General features: G+C 57.3%; 13 protein-coding genes and 1 tRNA gene. 13 read left to right on the top strand and 1 reads right to left on the bottom strand.

Annotated features, from left to right (window positions below; genetic code table 11):
* Nucleotides 1–103: 103 nt before the first annotated feature.
* The 13 genes from ACVBEG_RS23240 (at nt 104) to ACVBEG_RS23180 (ending at nt 14375) form a co-directional block, all read left to right on the top strand.
* Entirely contained in the window at nt 104–3016 is a 2913-nt protein-coding gene (locus tag ACVBEG_RS23240) for an aminotransferase (RefSeq protein ID WP_447108340.1), read from the top strand.
* 200 nt (nt 3017–3216) lie between these two features.
* On the top strand, nt 3217–4095 hold the full coding sequence (aguB, locus tag ACVBEG_RS23235) for an N-carbamoylputrescine amidase (protein WP_322177307.1): 879 nt from the start codon (nt 3217–3219) through the stop codon (nt 4093–4095).
* Nucleotides 4096–4100: 5 nt separating this feature from the next.
* On the top strand, nt 4101–5207 hold the full coding sequence (gene aguA / locus ACVBEG_RS23230) for an agmatine deiminase (RefSeq protein WP_330201626.1): 1107 nt from the start codon (nt 4101–4103) through the stop codon (nt 5205–5207).
* 547 nt (nt 5208–5754) lie between these two features.
* Nucleotides 5755–7026, top strand: coding sequence for an OprD family porin (locus ACVBEG_RS23225; RefSeq protein WP_447108339.1), 1272 nt, complete (start codon nt 5755–5757; stop codon nt 7024–7026).
* 182 nt (nt 7027–7208) lie between these two features.
* Nucleotides 7209–7991, top strand: a complete 783-nt coding sequence (locus ACVBEG_RS23220; RefSeq protein ID WP_443696375.1) for an AraC family transcriptional regulator — start codon at nt 7209–7211, stop codon at nt 7989–7991.
* 150 nt (nt 7992–8141) lie between these two features.
* The gene (locus tag ACVBEG_RS23215) at nt 8142–9101 is read left to right on the top strand and encodes a quinone oxidoreductase family protein (RefSeq protein ID WP_322177311.1); all 960 of its coding nucleotides are present in this window, start codon (nt 8142–8144) and stop codon (nt 9099–9101) included.
* Nucleotides 9102–9360: 259 nt separating this feature from the next.
* The gene (locus ACVBEG_RS23210; protein WP_322177312.1) at nt 9361–9615 is read left to right on the top strand and encodes a DUF2790 domain-containing protein; all 255 of its coding nucleotides are present in this window, start codon (nt 9361–9363) and stop codon (nt 9613–9615) included.
* Between the two features lie 377 nt (nt 9616–9992).
* A complete protein-coding gene (locus tag ACVBEG_RS23205; RefSeq protein ID WP_322177313.1) occupies nt 9993–10247 on the top strand; it encodes a DUF2790 domain-containing protein in 255 nt (84 codons plus the stop codon).
* 205 nt (nt 10248–10452) lie between these two features.
* Nucleotides 10453–10692, top strand: a complete 240-nt coding sequence (locus ACVBEG_RS23200; RefSeq protein ID WP_322177314.1) for a DUF4177 domain-containing protein — start codon at nt 10453–10455, stop codon at nt 10690–10692.
* Complete coding sequence (gene yidD / locus ACVBEG_RS23195) at nt 10692–10895, top strand: membrane protein insertion efficiency factor YidD (RefSeq protein WP_322277807.1); 204 nt, start codon at nt 10692–10694, stop codon at nt 10893–10895. The genes ACVBEG_RS23200 and yidD overlap by 1 nt, the downstream gene beginning before the upstream one ends.
* Before the next feature lie 413 nt (nt 10896–11308).
* Nucleotides 11309–12601: a DUF2252 domain-containing protein gene (locus tag ACVBEG_RS23190; RefSeq protein WP_447108486.1), complete on the top strand. Its 1293-nt coding sequence runs from the start codon at nt 11309–11311 to the stop codon at nt 12599–12601.
* Entirely contained in the window at nt 12601–13674 is a 1074-nt protein-coding gene (locus tag ACVBEG_RS23185; RefSeq protein ID WP_322177316.1) for a hypothetical protein, read from the top strand. Before ACVBEG_RS23190 ends, ACVBEG_RS23185 begins: the two co-directional genes overlap by 1 nt.
* A 116-nt stretch (nt 13675–13790) precedes the next feature.
* Complete coding sequence (locus ACVBEG_RS23180; RefSeq protein ID WP_447108337.1) at nt 13791–14375, top strand: HD domain-containing protein; 585 nt, start codon at nt 13791–13793, stop codon at nt 14373–14375.
* A 95-nt stretch (nt 14376–14470) separates the two neighbouring features.
* On the opposite strand, the gene ACVBEG_RS23175 is transcribed toward ACVBEG_RS23180, so the two are convergent.
* Nucleotides 14471–14546: transfer RNA gene (locus ACVBEG_RS23175), tRNA-Thr, on the bottom strand.
* Between the last annotated feature and the right edge of the window lie 196 nt (nt 14547–14742).

Here is a 14742-nt window from a genome sequence, read left to right as displayed (position 1 = left end):
GCCGTTCATTTCTTCCTTATTGTGGTTTTTCCTGAACACACCCCTTGCACATCGCCCAGCCAACTGGCGATATAGGCCGCTAACAAGAACCGTTGAGGTCGTCATGTCGCTCGCCACGTTGATTCATCGTTCCAGTCTGCCGTGCCCGGAAGTCAGCGCCGAGCAGGCGTTGCTATTGCTTGAGCAGCATTACGGGTTGAGCGGCACGCTCAAGGAGTTGGGTAGCCAGCAGGATCGTAACTATTTGCTCGACAGCGCTCAGGGGCGCTATGTCTTGAAGATTTGCCACGGTGATTATTCGTTGCGCGAGCTTCAGGCACAGCACGCGGCGTTGGGGCATTTAGGGGCGGAGCCGGGGTTGCGTGTGCCTCGGGTGATGGCGGCCAGCAACGGTGAGGAATTGCTTTCGCTGGAGATCGGCGGTCGGACGGTGCAGGCGCGGTTGCTTGAGTTCATCGACGGTCAGTCGTTAGCCCATTTGCCCCACCTGAGCCGCGACGTGGTGGTGGGATTGGGTGAACTGTGCGCTCAGGTCGACCTGGCGCTGGCGAGTTTTCAGCACGCGGGGCTGGAGCGAACGCTGCAGTGGGACCCGCGGCATGCCGATGCGTTGATCAGGCATCTATTACCGGTCATCAATAACGCTGAAGAGCGCGCCTTGCTCGCACACGCCGCCGAGCAGGCGGCGCACCGCTTACGACCGCTGGTGGCGAAGCTGCCGGTGCAGGCGATTCACCTGGATATCACCGAATATAACGTGGTCTGGGTACGCGATCAGCAGCGCCAATGGCAGTTGCAGGGCTTGATTGATTTCGGGGACTTGGTCACTACCTGGCGAGTTGCCGACCTGTCAGTGACGTGCGCGGCGCTGTTGCACCATGCCGATGGCAATCCGCTGTACATCCTGCCGGCGATTCAGGCGTATCAGGCCATCAACCCGTTGCAACCCGAAGAGTTGCAGGCGCTGTGGCCATTGATCGTCGCGCGGGCCGCGATTCTGGTGCTCAGCAGCGAGCAGCAGGCCAGCATCGAACCGCACAACACTTACATCCAGGCCAATTTGCAGAGCGAGTGGGGTATCTTCGATGTGGCCACTTCGGTGCCTCTCGAATTGATGGAGGCGGCGATTCTGGCCAGCGTCGGGCTGGCTCAGCCAGAGACCCGCGCTGAATCGTTCTTGCCCCTGCTGCCCAGCCTGAGTGGTCGCGAATTCACCCCTGTCGACCTGGGTGTGCTCAGTACGCACTTCGCCGCCGGCAATTGGGAGAAGCGCGGTATCGATGAACAACTGTTGTTCGAAGCGGGCATCAAAAGCGGACTGGCCTCGACCCGATATGGTGAATACCGCTTGTCGCGCACGGTCCCCGACAGCGCTAAAGAGCCTGACACCTGCGCTTTGCATGTCGAACTGCATGTGCCTTCAGGCACTGAGCTGCATGCGCCATTCGGCGGCACGTTGCGTCTGACCGCTGATGCTGCGCTGTGGCTGATCGGCGAGCAGATGAATCTGCGCGTGTGGGGCGTGACCTCTTCGCTGGACTCAGGGTGTGCCGTGCGTGCAGGTCAGGAGATTGGTCAGAGCAGCGGCTCTTTGATCGTCCAGCTGTGTCGCGTGACCGATATCAGTCCGCCGTTGTTCAGTACGCCTTCGTGGGCGCCAGCCTGGCAAGTGGTATGCCCTTCGCCCGCCGCGCTACTGGGATTCGATTGCGATGCGCCGCCGATTGAAGACTCAGCGAAGCTGCTGGCGCGTCGCGATGCCAGCTTCGCCCGGTCGCAGAAGCACTATTATCAGGACCCGCCGCAGATCGAGCGGGGCTGGCGCAATCACCTGATTGATATGCAGGGTCGGTCTTATCTGGACATGCTCAACAACGTCGCGGTATTGGGGCATGGGCACCCGCGCATGGCCGAAGAATCCGCACGCCAGTGGTCGTTGCTCAACACCAACTCGCGCTTTCATTACGCGGCCATCGCCGAATTCTCCGAACGATTGCTGGAGCTGGCGCCGGACTCCATGGACCGGGTGTTTCTGGTCAACAGCGGCACCGAAGCCAATGACCTGGCGATTCGTCTTGCCTGGGCTTACAGCGGCGGGCGCGACATGCTCAGCGTGCTGGAGGCGTATCACGGCTGGTCAGTGGCGACCGATGCCATCTCCACCTCGATTGCCGACAATCCGCAAGCCTTGAGCACTCGGCCTGATTGGGTGCACCCGGTGACGGCACCGAATACCTATCGCGGTGAGTTCCGTGGCAGCGACAGCGCGCCGGATTACGTACGCAGCGTCGAACACACGCTGGCGAAGCTGACCAGCCAGGAACGTCAGGTCGCCGGTTTCATCTGTGAGCCGGTGTACGGCAACGCGGGCGGAATCTCGTTGCCACCAGGCTATCTGCAGCAGGTATATGCCAAGGTCCGCGCCCAGGGCGGGGTGTGCATCGCTGACGAAGTGCAAGTGGGTTACGGCCGTTTGGGCCATTACTTCTGGGGCTTCGAAGAGCAGGGCGTGGTGCCGGACATCATCACCATGGCCAAGGGCATGGGCAACGGCCAGCCATTGGGCGCGGTCATCACCCGTCGGGAAATTGCCGAAGCGCTGGAGGCCGAGGGTTATTTCTTCTCATCTGCGGGCGGTAGTCCGGTCAGTTGCCGCGTCGGCCTGGCCGTACTGGATGTGATGGACAAGGAACAGCTGTGGGAAAACGCCCGAGTGGTAGGCGGTCATTTCAAGGCACGCCTGGAAGCCTTGATCGATAAACATCCATTGGTCGGTGCGGTGCATGGCTCCGGCTTCTATCTGGGCGTGGAGTTGATCCGCGACCGTGAAACTCTGGAGCCTGCCACTGAGGAAACCGCCTACCTGTGTGATCGACTGCGTGAGTTAGGGATCTTCATGCAGCCCACCGGTGACTACTTGAACATCCTCAAGATCAAGCCGCCGATGTGCACCACCCGGCAGAGTGTGGATTTCTTTGTGGATACGGTGTCGAAGGTGCTGGGCGAACTCGGCTGACTCGAATTCATTCGCGAAGTGTGAGGCAAGGAAAGTAGGCCTGATAATCGATTGTTATCGACCTAAAGGCCTGATTATTTTTGCTTTCCGTCTAATCATCCTTCCAAAGCCGATTTTTATCGGCTATAAAGTTGCCAAGATTGTCACGGGTCCTCTGCTAAGGTGAGGGCCCCACCGCATTTGCCCAGGAGGAGATTTCCATGAGCCGTATCGTTACTGTCGCCGCCACCCAGATGGCCTGTTCCTGGGATCTTGAAGCGAACATCGAAACCGCTGAAAAGCTGGTGCGCGAAGCCGCTGCCAAAGGCGCGCAGATCATCCTGATTCAGGAATTGTTCGAGACCCCGTATTTCTGCCAGAAGCCGAACCCGGACTATCTGCAGTTGGCCACGCCCATGGAAGAAAACGTCGCCATCAAGCACTTCCAGAAAGTCGCTAAAGAACTGAAAGTCGTGCTGCCGATCAGCTTTTTCGAACTGGCGGGACGTGCACGCTTCAACAGCATCGTGATCATCGACGCTGACGGCACCAACCTCGGGATTTATCGTAAAAGCCACATCCCGGATGGCCCTGGCTATCACGAGAAGTACTACTTCAACCCGGGCGACACCGGCTTCAAAGTCTGGCAAACCCGTTACGCGAAAATCGGCGTGGGTATCTGTTGGGATCAGTGGTTCCCGGAATGCGCCCGCAGCATGGCGTTGCTGGGTGCGGAAATCCTGTTCTACCCAACGGCCATCGGCAGCGAGCCGCATGACAAGACCATCAGCTCCCGCGACCACTGGCAGCGCGTGCAACAAGGCCATGCCGGCGCCAACCTGATGCCGCTGATCGCCAGCAACCGTATCGGTAACGAAGAGCAGGACGGCTACGACATCACGTTCTACGGCTCGTCGTTTATTGCTAACCAGTTCGGCGAAAAAGTCGCAGAGCTCAACGAAACCGAAGAAGGCGTACTGGTTCACAGCTTCGACCTCGACGAGCTTGAGCACACGCGTAGCGCGTGGGGCACTTTCCGTGATCGTCGTCCTAACCTGTACGGCGCGATCAAAACGCTCGACGGTTCCCTGGAGTCCTGATCGCCATGACCACGCTGAAAAGCACACCACGCGCCGATGGCTTCTACATGCCTGCCGAATGGGCGCAGCAGACCCAGACTTGGATGATCTGGCCCGAGCGCCCGGACAACTGGCGCCTGGGCGGCAAGCCGGTACAGAGCGCCCATGTCGCGCTGGCCAAAGCCATCGCGCGTTTCGAACCGGTGACCGTGGGTGTTTCTGCCGCGCAATACGACAACGCTCGTGCGCGCCTCGATGTGCCGAACATTCGCGTCGTGGAGATCAGCAACAACGATGCCTGGATACGCGATACCGGGCCGACCTTCGTCATTAATGACAAGGGCCAAGTGCGCGGCGTCGACTGGGGCTTCAACGCGTGGGGTGGTTTCGACGGCGGTCTGTACGCGCCGTGGAACTTCGACGAGCAGGTGGCCAGCAAGGTGCTGGAGATTGAACGTTGCCCACGCTATGTGACCGAAGGCTTTGTGCTTGAGGGCGGCTCGATTCACGTCGACGGCGAAGGCACACTGATTACCACCGAAGAATGCCTGCTCAATCGCAACCGTAATGCGCATCTGTCTCGCGAAGAGATCGAAGCGGTGCTGCGTGATCATCTGGCGGTAGAGAAGATCATTTGGCTGCCGGACGGCCTGTACAACGACGAAACCGACGGCCATGTGGATAACTTTTGTTGCTACGTGCGCCCCGGTGAAGTGTTACTGGCGTGGACCGATGATCCAAAAGACCCCAACTATCCACGTTGCCAGGCGGCGATGCGCGTCCTGGAACACGCGCACGACGCCAAGGGTCGCCCGTTTATTGTGCATAAAATGCCCATTCCCGGTCCGCTGTTTGCCACCGAAGAAGAGTGTGCAGGCGTCGATCAGGTGCACGGCAGTCAGGAGCGCAACCCGACGGTGCGGCTGGCTGGCTCTTACGTTAACTTCCTGATAGTCAATGGAGGCCTTATTGCGCCTGGCTTTGACGACCCTCTCGACGAAACGGCGCGTGAGATTTTGCAGCGTCTGTTCCCGGAACATGAGGTTGTCATGGTGCCAGGCCGCGAACTGTTGCTTGGTGGCGGGAATATCCACTGCCTGACCCAGCAGCAACCGGCCCCGCACAAAGGCTGAGTTGGTCTTGTTCTTGCTATTAAAGCCCATCAATTGATGGGCTTTTTATTGGCGTCAAATCGCTGACCCATACTGTCCTTCTCGGGGCTGTCATAAAGCACAGGTACATTTAGCCGCTCAAGACTCAAGAGGTTGTCCCCCATGAACGCAGGTATTGAGCAGCCCTTTGCTCGTAGTTTGTCTGCAAGTAGCGAATCACGCCAGTTGATGGCGGACTGGTTAAGGACAACCAGAAGATCCCAGGCGCCGGAGCCAGACTCACGACAGTTGTTGCAGGCTCGCTACCCGGTTGGATTGATCAGCGACGCAGAGCTAGACGCATTGATGCTGATTCTGGACCGCTGAGTTTTCAAAATTGACACCCCGGTAACCCACGGCTAGGATTCGCGCCCGCCTGTGGCTACCCGCCATGTACGTAGCATCAGTAGTCCACTGCGATGATTTCGTGCGGGCCTTCTGAGTCGGTCCGATTGACCAGACTCAAAGGCCGCAACCCCTGTCCGGCCAAGGCCACAGCGCGTGATCAACTCGCATTAAGGAAAACAAGATGTTGAATGTACGTATTGGCGTGATCGCCGTGATCGTCATGTGCGCCACTCAGGCAATGGCCGATGGACAAGCGGATTCCAAAGGTTTTGTCGAGGACAGCAGCCTCAACCTGCTCTTGCGCAACGCTTACATCAGCCGTGATTACAAGAACGGCGTTCAGGACAGGGCCGAATGGGGTCAGTCCGTCACCGCTGATTTCGCATCGGGCTTCACCCAGGGCACCGTTGGCTTTGGCGTCGATGCATTTGCGATGTACGCGGTGCGTCTGGACGGCGGTAAAGGCAAAAGCGGCCGTGCGGGTATCGACTTTTTCAAGCAGGACAGCAGCGGCGAAGCGGCTGACGACCTGGCCAAAGGCGGCGGTGCCGTCAAAGTACGTTTCTCCAATACCGTGATCAAGTACGGCGAGCAAATGCCGTCGCTGCCAGTGTTGAGCTACGACAACGTGCGTCTGCTGCCTGAAAGTTTCACCGGCACCCTGATCACGTCCAAGGAAATCGAAGGCCTTGAGCTGAATCTGGGCCGGTTCACCGCCGAGTCGCGTAAAAGCGTTGAAGGCCGTGACAGCGGTGATCTGAAGAAAATCGACGTCTACGGAGGTAGCTACAAATTCACAGACAGTTTCAGCGCAGCGTTCTATGCCTCCAACGACGAAGAAGTACTGAAGAAGCAATACCTCAACCTTAACTACGTGTTTGCACTCCAGAAGGACGAGTCGCTGACATTCGACTTCAACGGGTACAAGACCACGCTGGACAAAGATTTCGCTGTCAACGATGCACGCGACAACAAAATCTGGAGCCTGGCGGCGACCTACGCCCTCGGTATCCACTCCTTCACCCTCGCTCACCAGCGCAGCACCGGCGATACCGGCTACAAATACGGCGGTTATCGCAACGCGGGCGGTACGGGTGATGGCGGTAACACCATCTACCTCGCCAACTCCTACTGGTCTGACTTCAACGCCAAAGACGAACGTTCCTGGCAACTGGGTTACGGGGTCAACCTGGGCACGCTCGTGATGCCAGGCCTGACCTATAAAGTCGCCTACGTACGTGGCGACCACATCGACGACGGCTCCGGCCGCGGCAATGGCGAAGAACGCGAAATCTTCAGCCAGTTGCAATACGTCGTACAGACTGGCCCGGCGAAAAACCTCTCCGTGCGCCTGCGCAACTCCTTCTTGCGCGTCTCGGACAACGCCAGTTTCTACAATGATGAAGGTAACGAAACCCGTATCTTCGTCGACTACCCGATCAACATTTTCTGATGCTTGAACGTGTGACGCGCTGATAAAAAACGCCTCGGGTCGATCGGGGCGTTTTTGTGTGCGGGGTACATTAAATACAAGGCCGCAACCGCCTTCGTCTATAGAGGCAGGCTCATGGACTGATGGCGACAACCCATGACGCTCGTTACCATGCGCCTATCTTCTCGCTCCCGGTCACCGTAATGGCCCTCGCTGCTCCGCCCGACCTCAGTGACACCGCCGTCCCCGTGCAGCCCCTGGCGCGGACGTATCCGCGTGGCCTGTATATCGAGCCGCACGAGCATGTCTGGGGGCAGGTGCTGTACGCCATGTCCGGCGTCATGTGGCTTGAAACCCCGCACGAAGCGCTGGTCGTGCCGCCGCAACGTGCGGTGTGGTTACCGCCGGGCGTGGTGCATGGGATTCGGGTGGTGTCGGACCTGGAAATGCGCAACATCTACCTGCGCCCGGCGATTGCCGTGACGCTGGAAAGCACAGTGCAGGTCATCGAAGTCGGACGGCTGCTGCGTGAGCTGATCCTCAATCTGGTGGAGCAGGCTCAGGATCAACAGCGGCAGGACTATTACGACGCGGTCGTAGACCTTGCGTTGCTGGAGTTGAGGCGAGCCAAGCGCACCGTGCTGAAAATCCCCTTGCCCGATAGCTCCGACCGGCGCCTGATCAACCTGTGCCAGGCGGTGATGGCTTCGCCCTCGCTGGATGTGTCCTTCGAGCAACACGCGGAAAATGCTGGCGCCAGCGTGCGTACCCTGGCGCGTCTGTTTCAAGCTGCACTGGGCATGGGCTTCGCTGAGTGGCGGCGACAGGTGCAATTGGCAACGGCGGTCGCCGAGCTGATTCAGGGGGTACCGATCAGCACCATCGCGCGCGATCTCGGTTATTCGCCCAGCAGCTTCAGCGATATGTTCCGTCGTGAACTGGGCATGAGCCCTTCGCAGTACCCGGTCGGCGACGGTGCGGCCTGACGACGGCCCGCGTGATTGTCTGACGTTGTTTGGCAGTAAAGCAGAAGCAGTTGACCGACAGCTTCCTGCGCCTCCTCCTACACTCGGGACACCTAAAACACGGTCGCTCAGCCGCACAGCGCAACGCGACGTCCAGAGATGGAGTTCCTTATGAATGCCCTGCAATTTGCCAAAACCGGCGACCTCGCGGCCCTGCACTACATTGACGTGCCCAAACCCACCCCCGCTCAAGACGAAGTACTGATCCAGGTGAAAGCCGCCGGCCTCAACCCCAGCGACGTGAAAAATGTACTCGGGCGCTTTCCCTACACCACCCTGCCGCGCATCCCCGGTCGGGACTTCTCCGGTATCGTCGTGGAAGGTCCGCAGGCACTGATCGGACAGGAAGTCTGGGGCACGGGTAAAGAACCGGGCTTCATCCGCGACGGTTCGCATGCCGAGTATTTGACCCTGCCCGCCAAAGGCGTCGCCCTCAAGCCCAAAGCCTTGAGCTTTGCCCAGGCTGCCAGCCTTGGCGTCCCGTTCACCACTGCGTGGGATGCACTGGAGCGGAGCCTGGTGACTGCTGACACGCGCCTGTTGGTGATCGGCGCCAACGGTGCAGTCGGCAGTGCCGCCCTGGCTCTGGCAAAAATCCGTGGTGCCCACGTGCTCGGCGCAGTGCGTCGCCCCGAGCACGTTAAAGCGCTCAACGACCGAGGCTTCAACGCCATCCAGCTCGACACACCCGAAGACCTCGCCGCCAGCGTCAACGCAGTTTTCACCGGCGGCGCCGACGTCATCTTCGACACCACTGGCTTCTGGCTTCCTGCCGCCGTCACTGCCCTGGCCCCCTTCGGCCGCATCGCCATCATCGCCGCGCCTGCGGATGGGCACGTGCATCTGCCCGCGTTGGCGCTGTATCGCAAAGGTGGGTCTGTTGTGGGCATCAACTCATTGCTCTACGGGACAGAGGCGTGTGCCGGGATGCTGGATCAATTTGGGCGGTTTTTTGATGAAGGATTATTGCCTTTGCCGACCGGGTTGTTTGAGTCGCCATTGAGTGAGGGGCTGGCGCGGTACGAGGAGGTTAACAAGGGGAGTGGGGATAAGGTGGTTTTGCTGCCTTAAGACAGGGGTCAGAGGCCGGTTTGCCGGCCTCCAAGACGTCGCGCCAGGGATTGTTACCGTTTCGGTAAAGAACATTATGCTTCTTTTGGGTATAACTATATAACCATCCTTGTAAACTACACACATGCCCTAGCAAACGAACTCAGCAGAGCATGGTACTTCGTGTTAGACCTAACTTTAAAAGGGTCTAGCAACTTCTTCCGCCTCCTCGGCAAGTGAAGTCAGTCGGTTGTGATTGATTTAAAGGCCTGTAAATAACATGAAAAGTTTAATCGTACTTGCGTTGGTCGGCTTCTCTACAATCGCCGCGGCTGACGAAGTGCAAGCTGTTAATAGCGCAGCTGTTGAACAGTACACGTACTCTATGAATCTAGATATTGCTAAAGTTATTCACATGGATTCAGTGCCGGACACCTGCGGTGTCGTTCCGATGCACATGACTTACGAAGACCACAAAGGTCAGCGTCACACCCTCGAATACAGCGTGATGGGTAACGGCTGCTCAAACGGCTAAGCCTCACGCTTCAGATCGACATGTGACCCAAGCCCCCTCTTATGAGGGGGCTTTTTGTTGTGTGCTCGATAAGGCGTACGTCCTCGGTAACGGCTGCTGGTCATCCGCAGCCCGCAGGCCAAGGCACGGACTGATCGGCGCAACGCCTGGGAAAACACCGCCTCAGGGATTGTTACCGTTTCGGTAAAGAATATTATGGTTCTTTTGGGTTTAACTAAATACCCACCCTTGTAAACTAACCCCATTCCCTGGTAACCGAAACAAACAGGGCATGGTACTTCGTGTTAGACCTAACTCTAAACGGTTTAACAACTTCTTCCGCCACGTTGGCAAATGAAGTCAGTCAGTTGTGATTGATTTAAAGGCCTGTAAATAAAATGAAAAGTTTAATCGTACTTGCGTTGGTCGGCTTCTCCTCAATCGCAGCAGCTGGCGAAGTGCAAGCCGTCAACAACCCAGCCGTTGAACAGTACACATACGCCACAGAACTTGATGTCGCTAAAGTGATTAGCATGGACTCAGTCCCTGACACATGTGGTGTTGTTCCGGTGCAAATGACTTACGAAGACCATCAAGGTCAGCGTCACACCCTCCAATACAGCGTGATGGGTAACGGCTGCTCAAACGGCTAAGCCTCACGCTTCAAGCAGAGACGTGACCCAAGCCCCCTCCTGATGAGGGGGCTTTTTGTTGTGTGTGGCGGAAAGGCATCAAGGGTGCAGAGATCTGAAATTTAAGTAGGACGGATCGCAAAGTGCTTCAGCGCTGCGATTAAGGTCATGCCTTACCGTAGACTCGGAGCGTGGCATGAGGCCACTCAGCGACTAAGGACGGCAGATGTATCAATACAAGATGGTTCAGGTTCCACCCAACATCGAAGTAAAGGTCAAGAACTCAGGCACTGAAGCCGCCGTGTATTTGGAGTCGATCGCCAATCAATACGCAGAGCAGGGTTGGGAGTTCTACCGCGTAGACAGCGTCGGCGTTCAGATCAAGCCCGGTTGCTTTGAAGCACTTTTTGGAAAAAAAGCCGATTTCAGCACCTACTACGTCATTACCTTCCGCAAGCCTCGGTGATGATTCGGCTGTTACTGGCGCTCATACGCCTGTATCAAGCCATGGCCCCTCAAAGGTTGAGAGGGGCCTGCCGGTTTGAGCCGTCGTGTTCCTGCTATGGCAAATTGGCCATCGAAAGATACGGTCCCTGGAAGGGGAGCCGGATGACGTTCAATCGTATCTGCCGATGCCGAATCCCCAACGGCGGAGAGGATTACCCGTAAGCTCTCCAGAGGAATTGTGCCCGTGCCGAGCCATTCCTTCCGTGCTTGTCGACTCCATGCAGCTGCCAGCACCCTGGATTGCAGCTGCTACGCTTGTCTTTGTGACGATTATTCGTTTTTTCCCCATGATTTCGCCGGAAAAACGGCAGAGAGAACTGCTCGCGCCAGTTATTTAGACGCGCCGGAAAATAAATAACCTCACCCAGTAAACACTAAGCCTAATGGCTGGCCGTGGTTTGACTAGTTCTGGCGCCCAAGCGAGTTGGATTTCGTTGAGCAAAGGAGTGGACATGTCTGCCGACAAGAAAAAAACTATCAAAAGTAAAACAAAAGCAGAGGCATTCGGGATTTTCGAGCCGGTCTTTCGCTCGCGCAAAGAACGCGTGCATGCAGGCGAGAGCTTGCTTGAGGGCATGCCACATTCGAGTCACGCCGTATGGAAAGCACCGCGCAAACACCGTGACCCTACCGATGTCCTGGAAGAGTCCAACCGGTATCGGCTAGCCAGTCTGGTACCTGTCCGCTATGGGCGTATGTTGCGCAGCCCGTTTACTTTTCTGCGCGGCTCTTCGGGGTTGATGGCATATGACTTGGCCACCACCCCGAACACAGGTATTCAGGTACAGGCCTGCGGGGATTGCCACCTATTGAACTTCGGATTGTTTGCGACCCCCGAGCGCAATCTGATTTTCGACATTAACGATTTCGACGAAACGACGCCCGCACCGTGGGAATGGGATATCAAGCGTCTGGCGATCAGTTTTACCGTGGCCGCGCGCGATAACGGCCTCACCGACAAGGAGGCCGAGGCGAGCGCCGTCGAATGTGTGCGTGCTTATCGCGAGCGTCTGCGCGAATGTTCGAAGATGAGTCCGCTGGAGGTTTGGTACGACCGTCTGGATGCCCAAACGATTGTTGATATGGCCCCCAATGCCAAAGTCAAAAAGGCGCGGGAGCAATTGATTGAAAAAGCAAAGATGCGTGTAGGTGATTACCTTTATCCCACAATCAGTGGCGAGGTCGGGGGGCGGCGGCGTCTGATCGATCAACCGCCCATACTTTTTCACATTTATGAAAAAGACTTTGAGCAGCGCGTTTATAAGGCATTGCAGGATTATCGATTATCCCTGCCGCACGAGCGCCGCGTGCTCTTCGATCGTTACCGTCTGGAAGACATCGCTCTCAAAGCCGTCGGCATCGGTAGCGTGGGTACCCGTTGTTTTGTCGGTCTGTTTTTTTCCGCAGAAAACCATCCTCTGCTCCTGCAATTCAAGGAAGCTTGTCCCTCCGTACTCGAGCCTTATGCGGGCAAGAGCATTTATGACAATCACGGGCAGCGCGTTGTCACGGGGCAGCGGCTGATGCAGTCCTCCAGCGATATTTTTTTGGGCTGGACGCAAGGCCAAAGAGGACGGGATTTCTTTGTGCGCCAGTTACGGGACATGAAAATGTCCGCGCCTGTAGAAGGCGCATCGTTCGCACAAATGAAGATGTATGCCGAGCTGTGCGGTCTTACCCTGGCCCGTGCTCACGCCAAATCCGGGGATGCGGCGCTGATCAGTGGCTACCTGGGCAAGTCGGACACGTTCGACCAGGCCATCGGCGAATTTGCCCTGACCTATGCGGATCAAAATGCAAAAGACCATGCGGCGCTGGTGGCTGCAGAGAAGTCCGGACGGATCAAAGCGCTGATAGAGGAAGATTGATGACGCCGATCCGTTGTGTAGCATTGCTCACCGCAGCCTGCTACTTAGGTGGGTGCGGAACAATGGGGCCAACCTCGATTCAGCGCGATCGTACAGACTACGGCGGTGTTCTTTCCACGACCTGGAAAGAGCAGACGCTGCTCAATGTCGTCAAGTTGCGCTACGGGGACGTACCGGTGTACCTGGATGTCACGTCGATGATCAGCTCCACCGCGATGGAGAGTCAGGTCAGCCTGGGCGCGAGCTGGTTTTCGGGATGGCCTAACGATGGAGATAGCCAAGCCATCGGCGCATACGGCCGTTACACGGACCGACCGACGATCAGCTACACACCACTCTCCGGGGAGAAATTCTCACGCTATCTGCTGCACCCGCTATCACCGGCTTCCGTGTTCTCCCTTGTCCAGGCGGGCTATCCCGTGGATCGCGTGCTGCAATTGACTACCCGCGCCATTAACGGCGTCTACAACCGATCCACATCGCCCACCCGTGCCCGGGCTGCGGATCCACGTTTCTATCAGGTGCTTGAGACGCTAAGACGGATACAGCGGTCGGAATCGCTGGGCATGCGAATTAATCCGGGCGCTGACAGTGACGCCGTTCTGGTTATCATCAATCAGGGCGTTCCTGAAAGCGTCCTGAAGGACAGCCACTTTGTGCGCGAAACCCTTCATCTGCGTCCCGACACAAGTGAACTGACATTGACCTTCGGTATGGTGTCGAGGAGCGATACGGAGGTCGCCCTGCTCACACGTTCCATGTCGGAAATATTCCTAGAGCTTGCCGCGACCATCGAGGTGCCTCCCCAGCACCTGAAGGAAGGACGCGCAAACCCGGCAGCGGCCGCACCCGATAACCCAAGCCCGTGGGACGACCCGCTGGTACGTATCCACTCGAGCGTGGAGCGACCCGCCGATGCGTATTCCGCCGTTCGCTATCGTGGCTATTGGTTCTGGATCGACGACCGCGACATGAAGTCCAAATCGGAATTCCTGTTCATTCTCGTGCTGTTCTCCCTGGCCGAAACCGGCGTACCGCCGCAGGCGCCAGTGATCACCGTGCCCGCGAACTGATACCTACGTGCTGTACACCCGGGCCACTGGCTGGCGAAATCAGGCCAGAGGATCAGGCCTGACTATTGATTACCGCAGTCTTTAAATGTGTAAAAACTACATTTTGGAGGGTCGCAATGAATCCGAATTTCCAACCTTCATTCCGAATCGCAGACGCCGTCGCCCTGGCGACAACGCTTCACGCCGATCAAACCCGCAAGGCCACCGGTATTCCCTATTTGTCCCACCTCATGGGGGTCGCCTGCCTGGTAATGGAGCACGGAGGGGATGAAGACCAGACCATTGCGGGCTTACTCCACGATGCCTTGGAAGATGCCGGCGCGCATGCCGAAGCACAGATCAGAACGCAGTTCGGCGAACGGGTCACCCGCATCGTGCTCGGCTGCACCGATGGTGTACCGGACGAAAATGGCGAGAAGGGTGATTGGCATACCCGCAAGCAGCGCTATTTGGATCATCTGCCCGATGCGCCAGCAGAGGTCTTGTTAGTCTCCGGCTGCGACAAACTGCACAACGCTCGCGCAATCGTGAGCGATCTCAATACCCATGGCCCCAAGATGTTCTCTCGTTTCAATACTGGGAAGGACGGCACCCTGTGGTACTACGATCAACTGGCAAGCGCCTTCCAGACTTGCCTGCCGAGCCCACTCGCCGACGAACTGACCCGCACGGTGGCCGAGATGAAGCGTTTGGCGGATTGACGTAGGCTGACAGAACGCCAAAACGAAAAAACCCGCCAGAAGGCGGGTTTTTCGGGGGTTTCAGAGATTTTGAAAGCTTTCTCTGGAACCTTGTATGGTGCCGGCACCAAGAGTCGAACTCGGGACCTACTGATTACAAGTCAGTTGCTCTACCAACTGAGCTATACCGGCGTGATGGGCGCAAAGTATATCCAGATTTTTTGGGTTGTAAACCCCTAGCTGACTGATTCGATTGCAAAAACTTTCAGCGATGAGCTTTTTCACTGCTTCTGTCCCGCTGCTTCCCTGATCCACCCTCGACAGTTGGGGTTTTTTCCTTGTGTTGGTCAGGTTCTGTGCACGATCTGTACGCCTATGTACTGCCGGT

The sequence above is a fragment of the Pseudomonas sp. GG8 genome, from assembly GCF_052976945.1.
The sequence above is the reverse complement of the archived record's forward strand: the minus strand, read 5'-3'. Positions and strand labels throughout refer to the sequence as shown.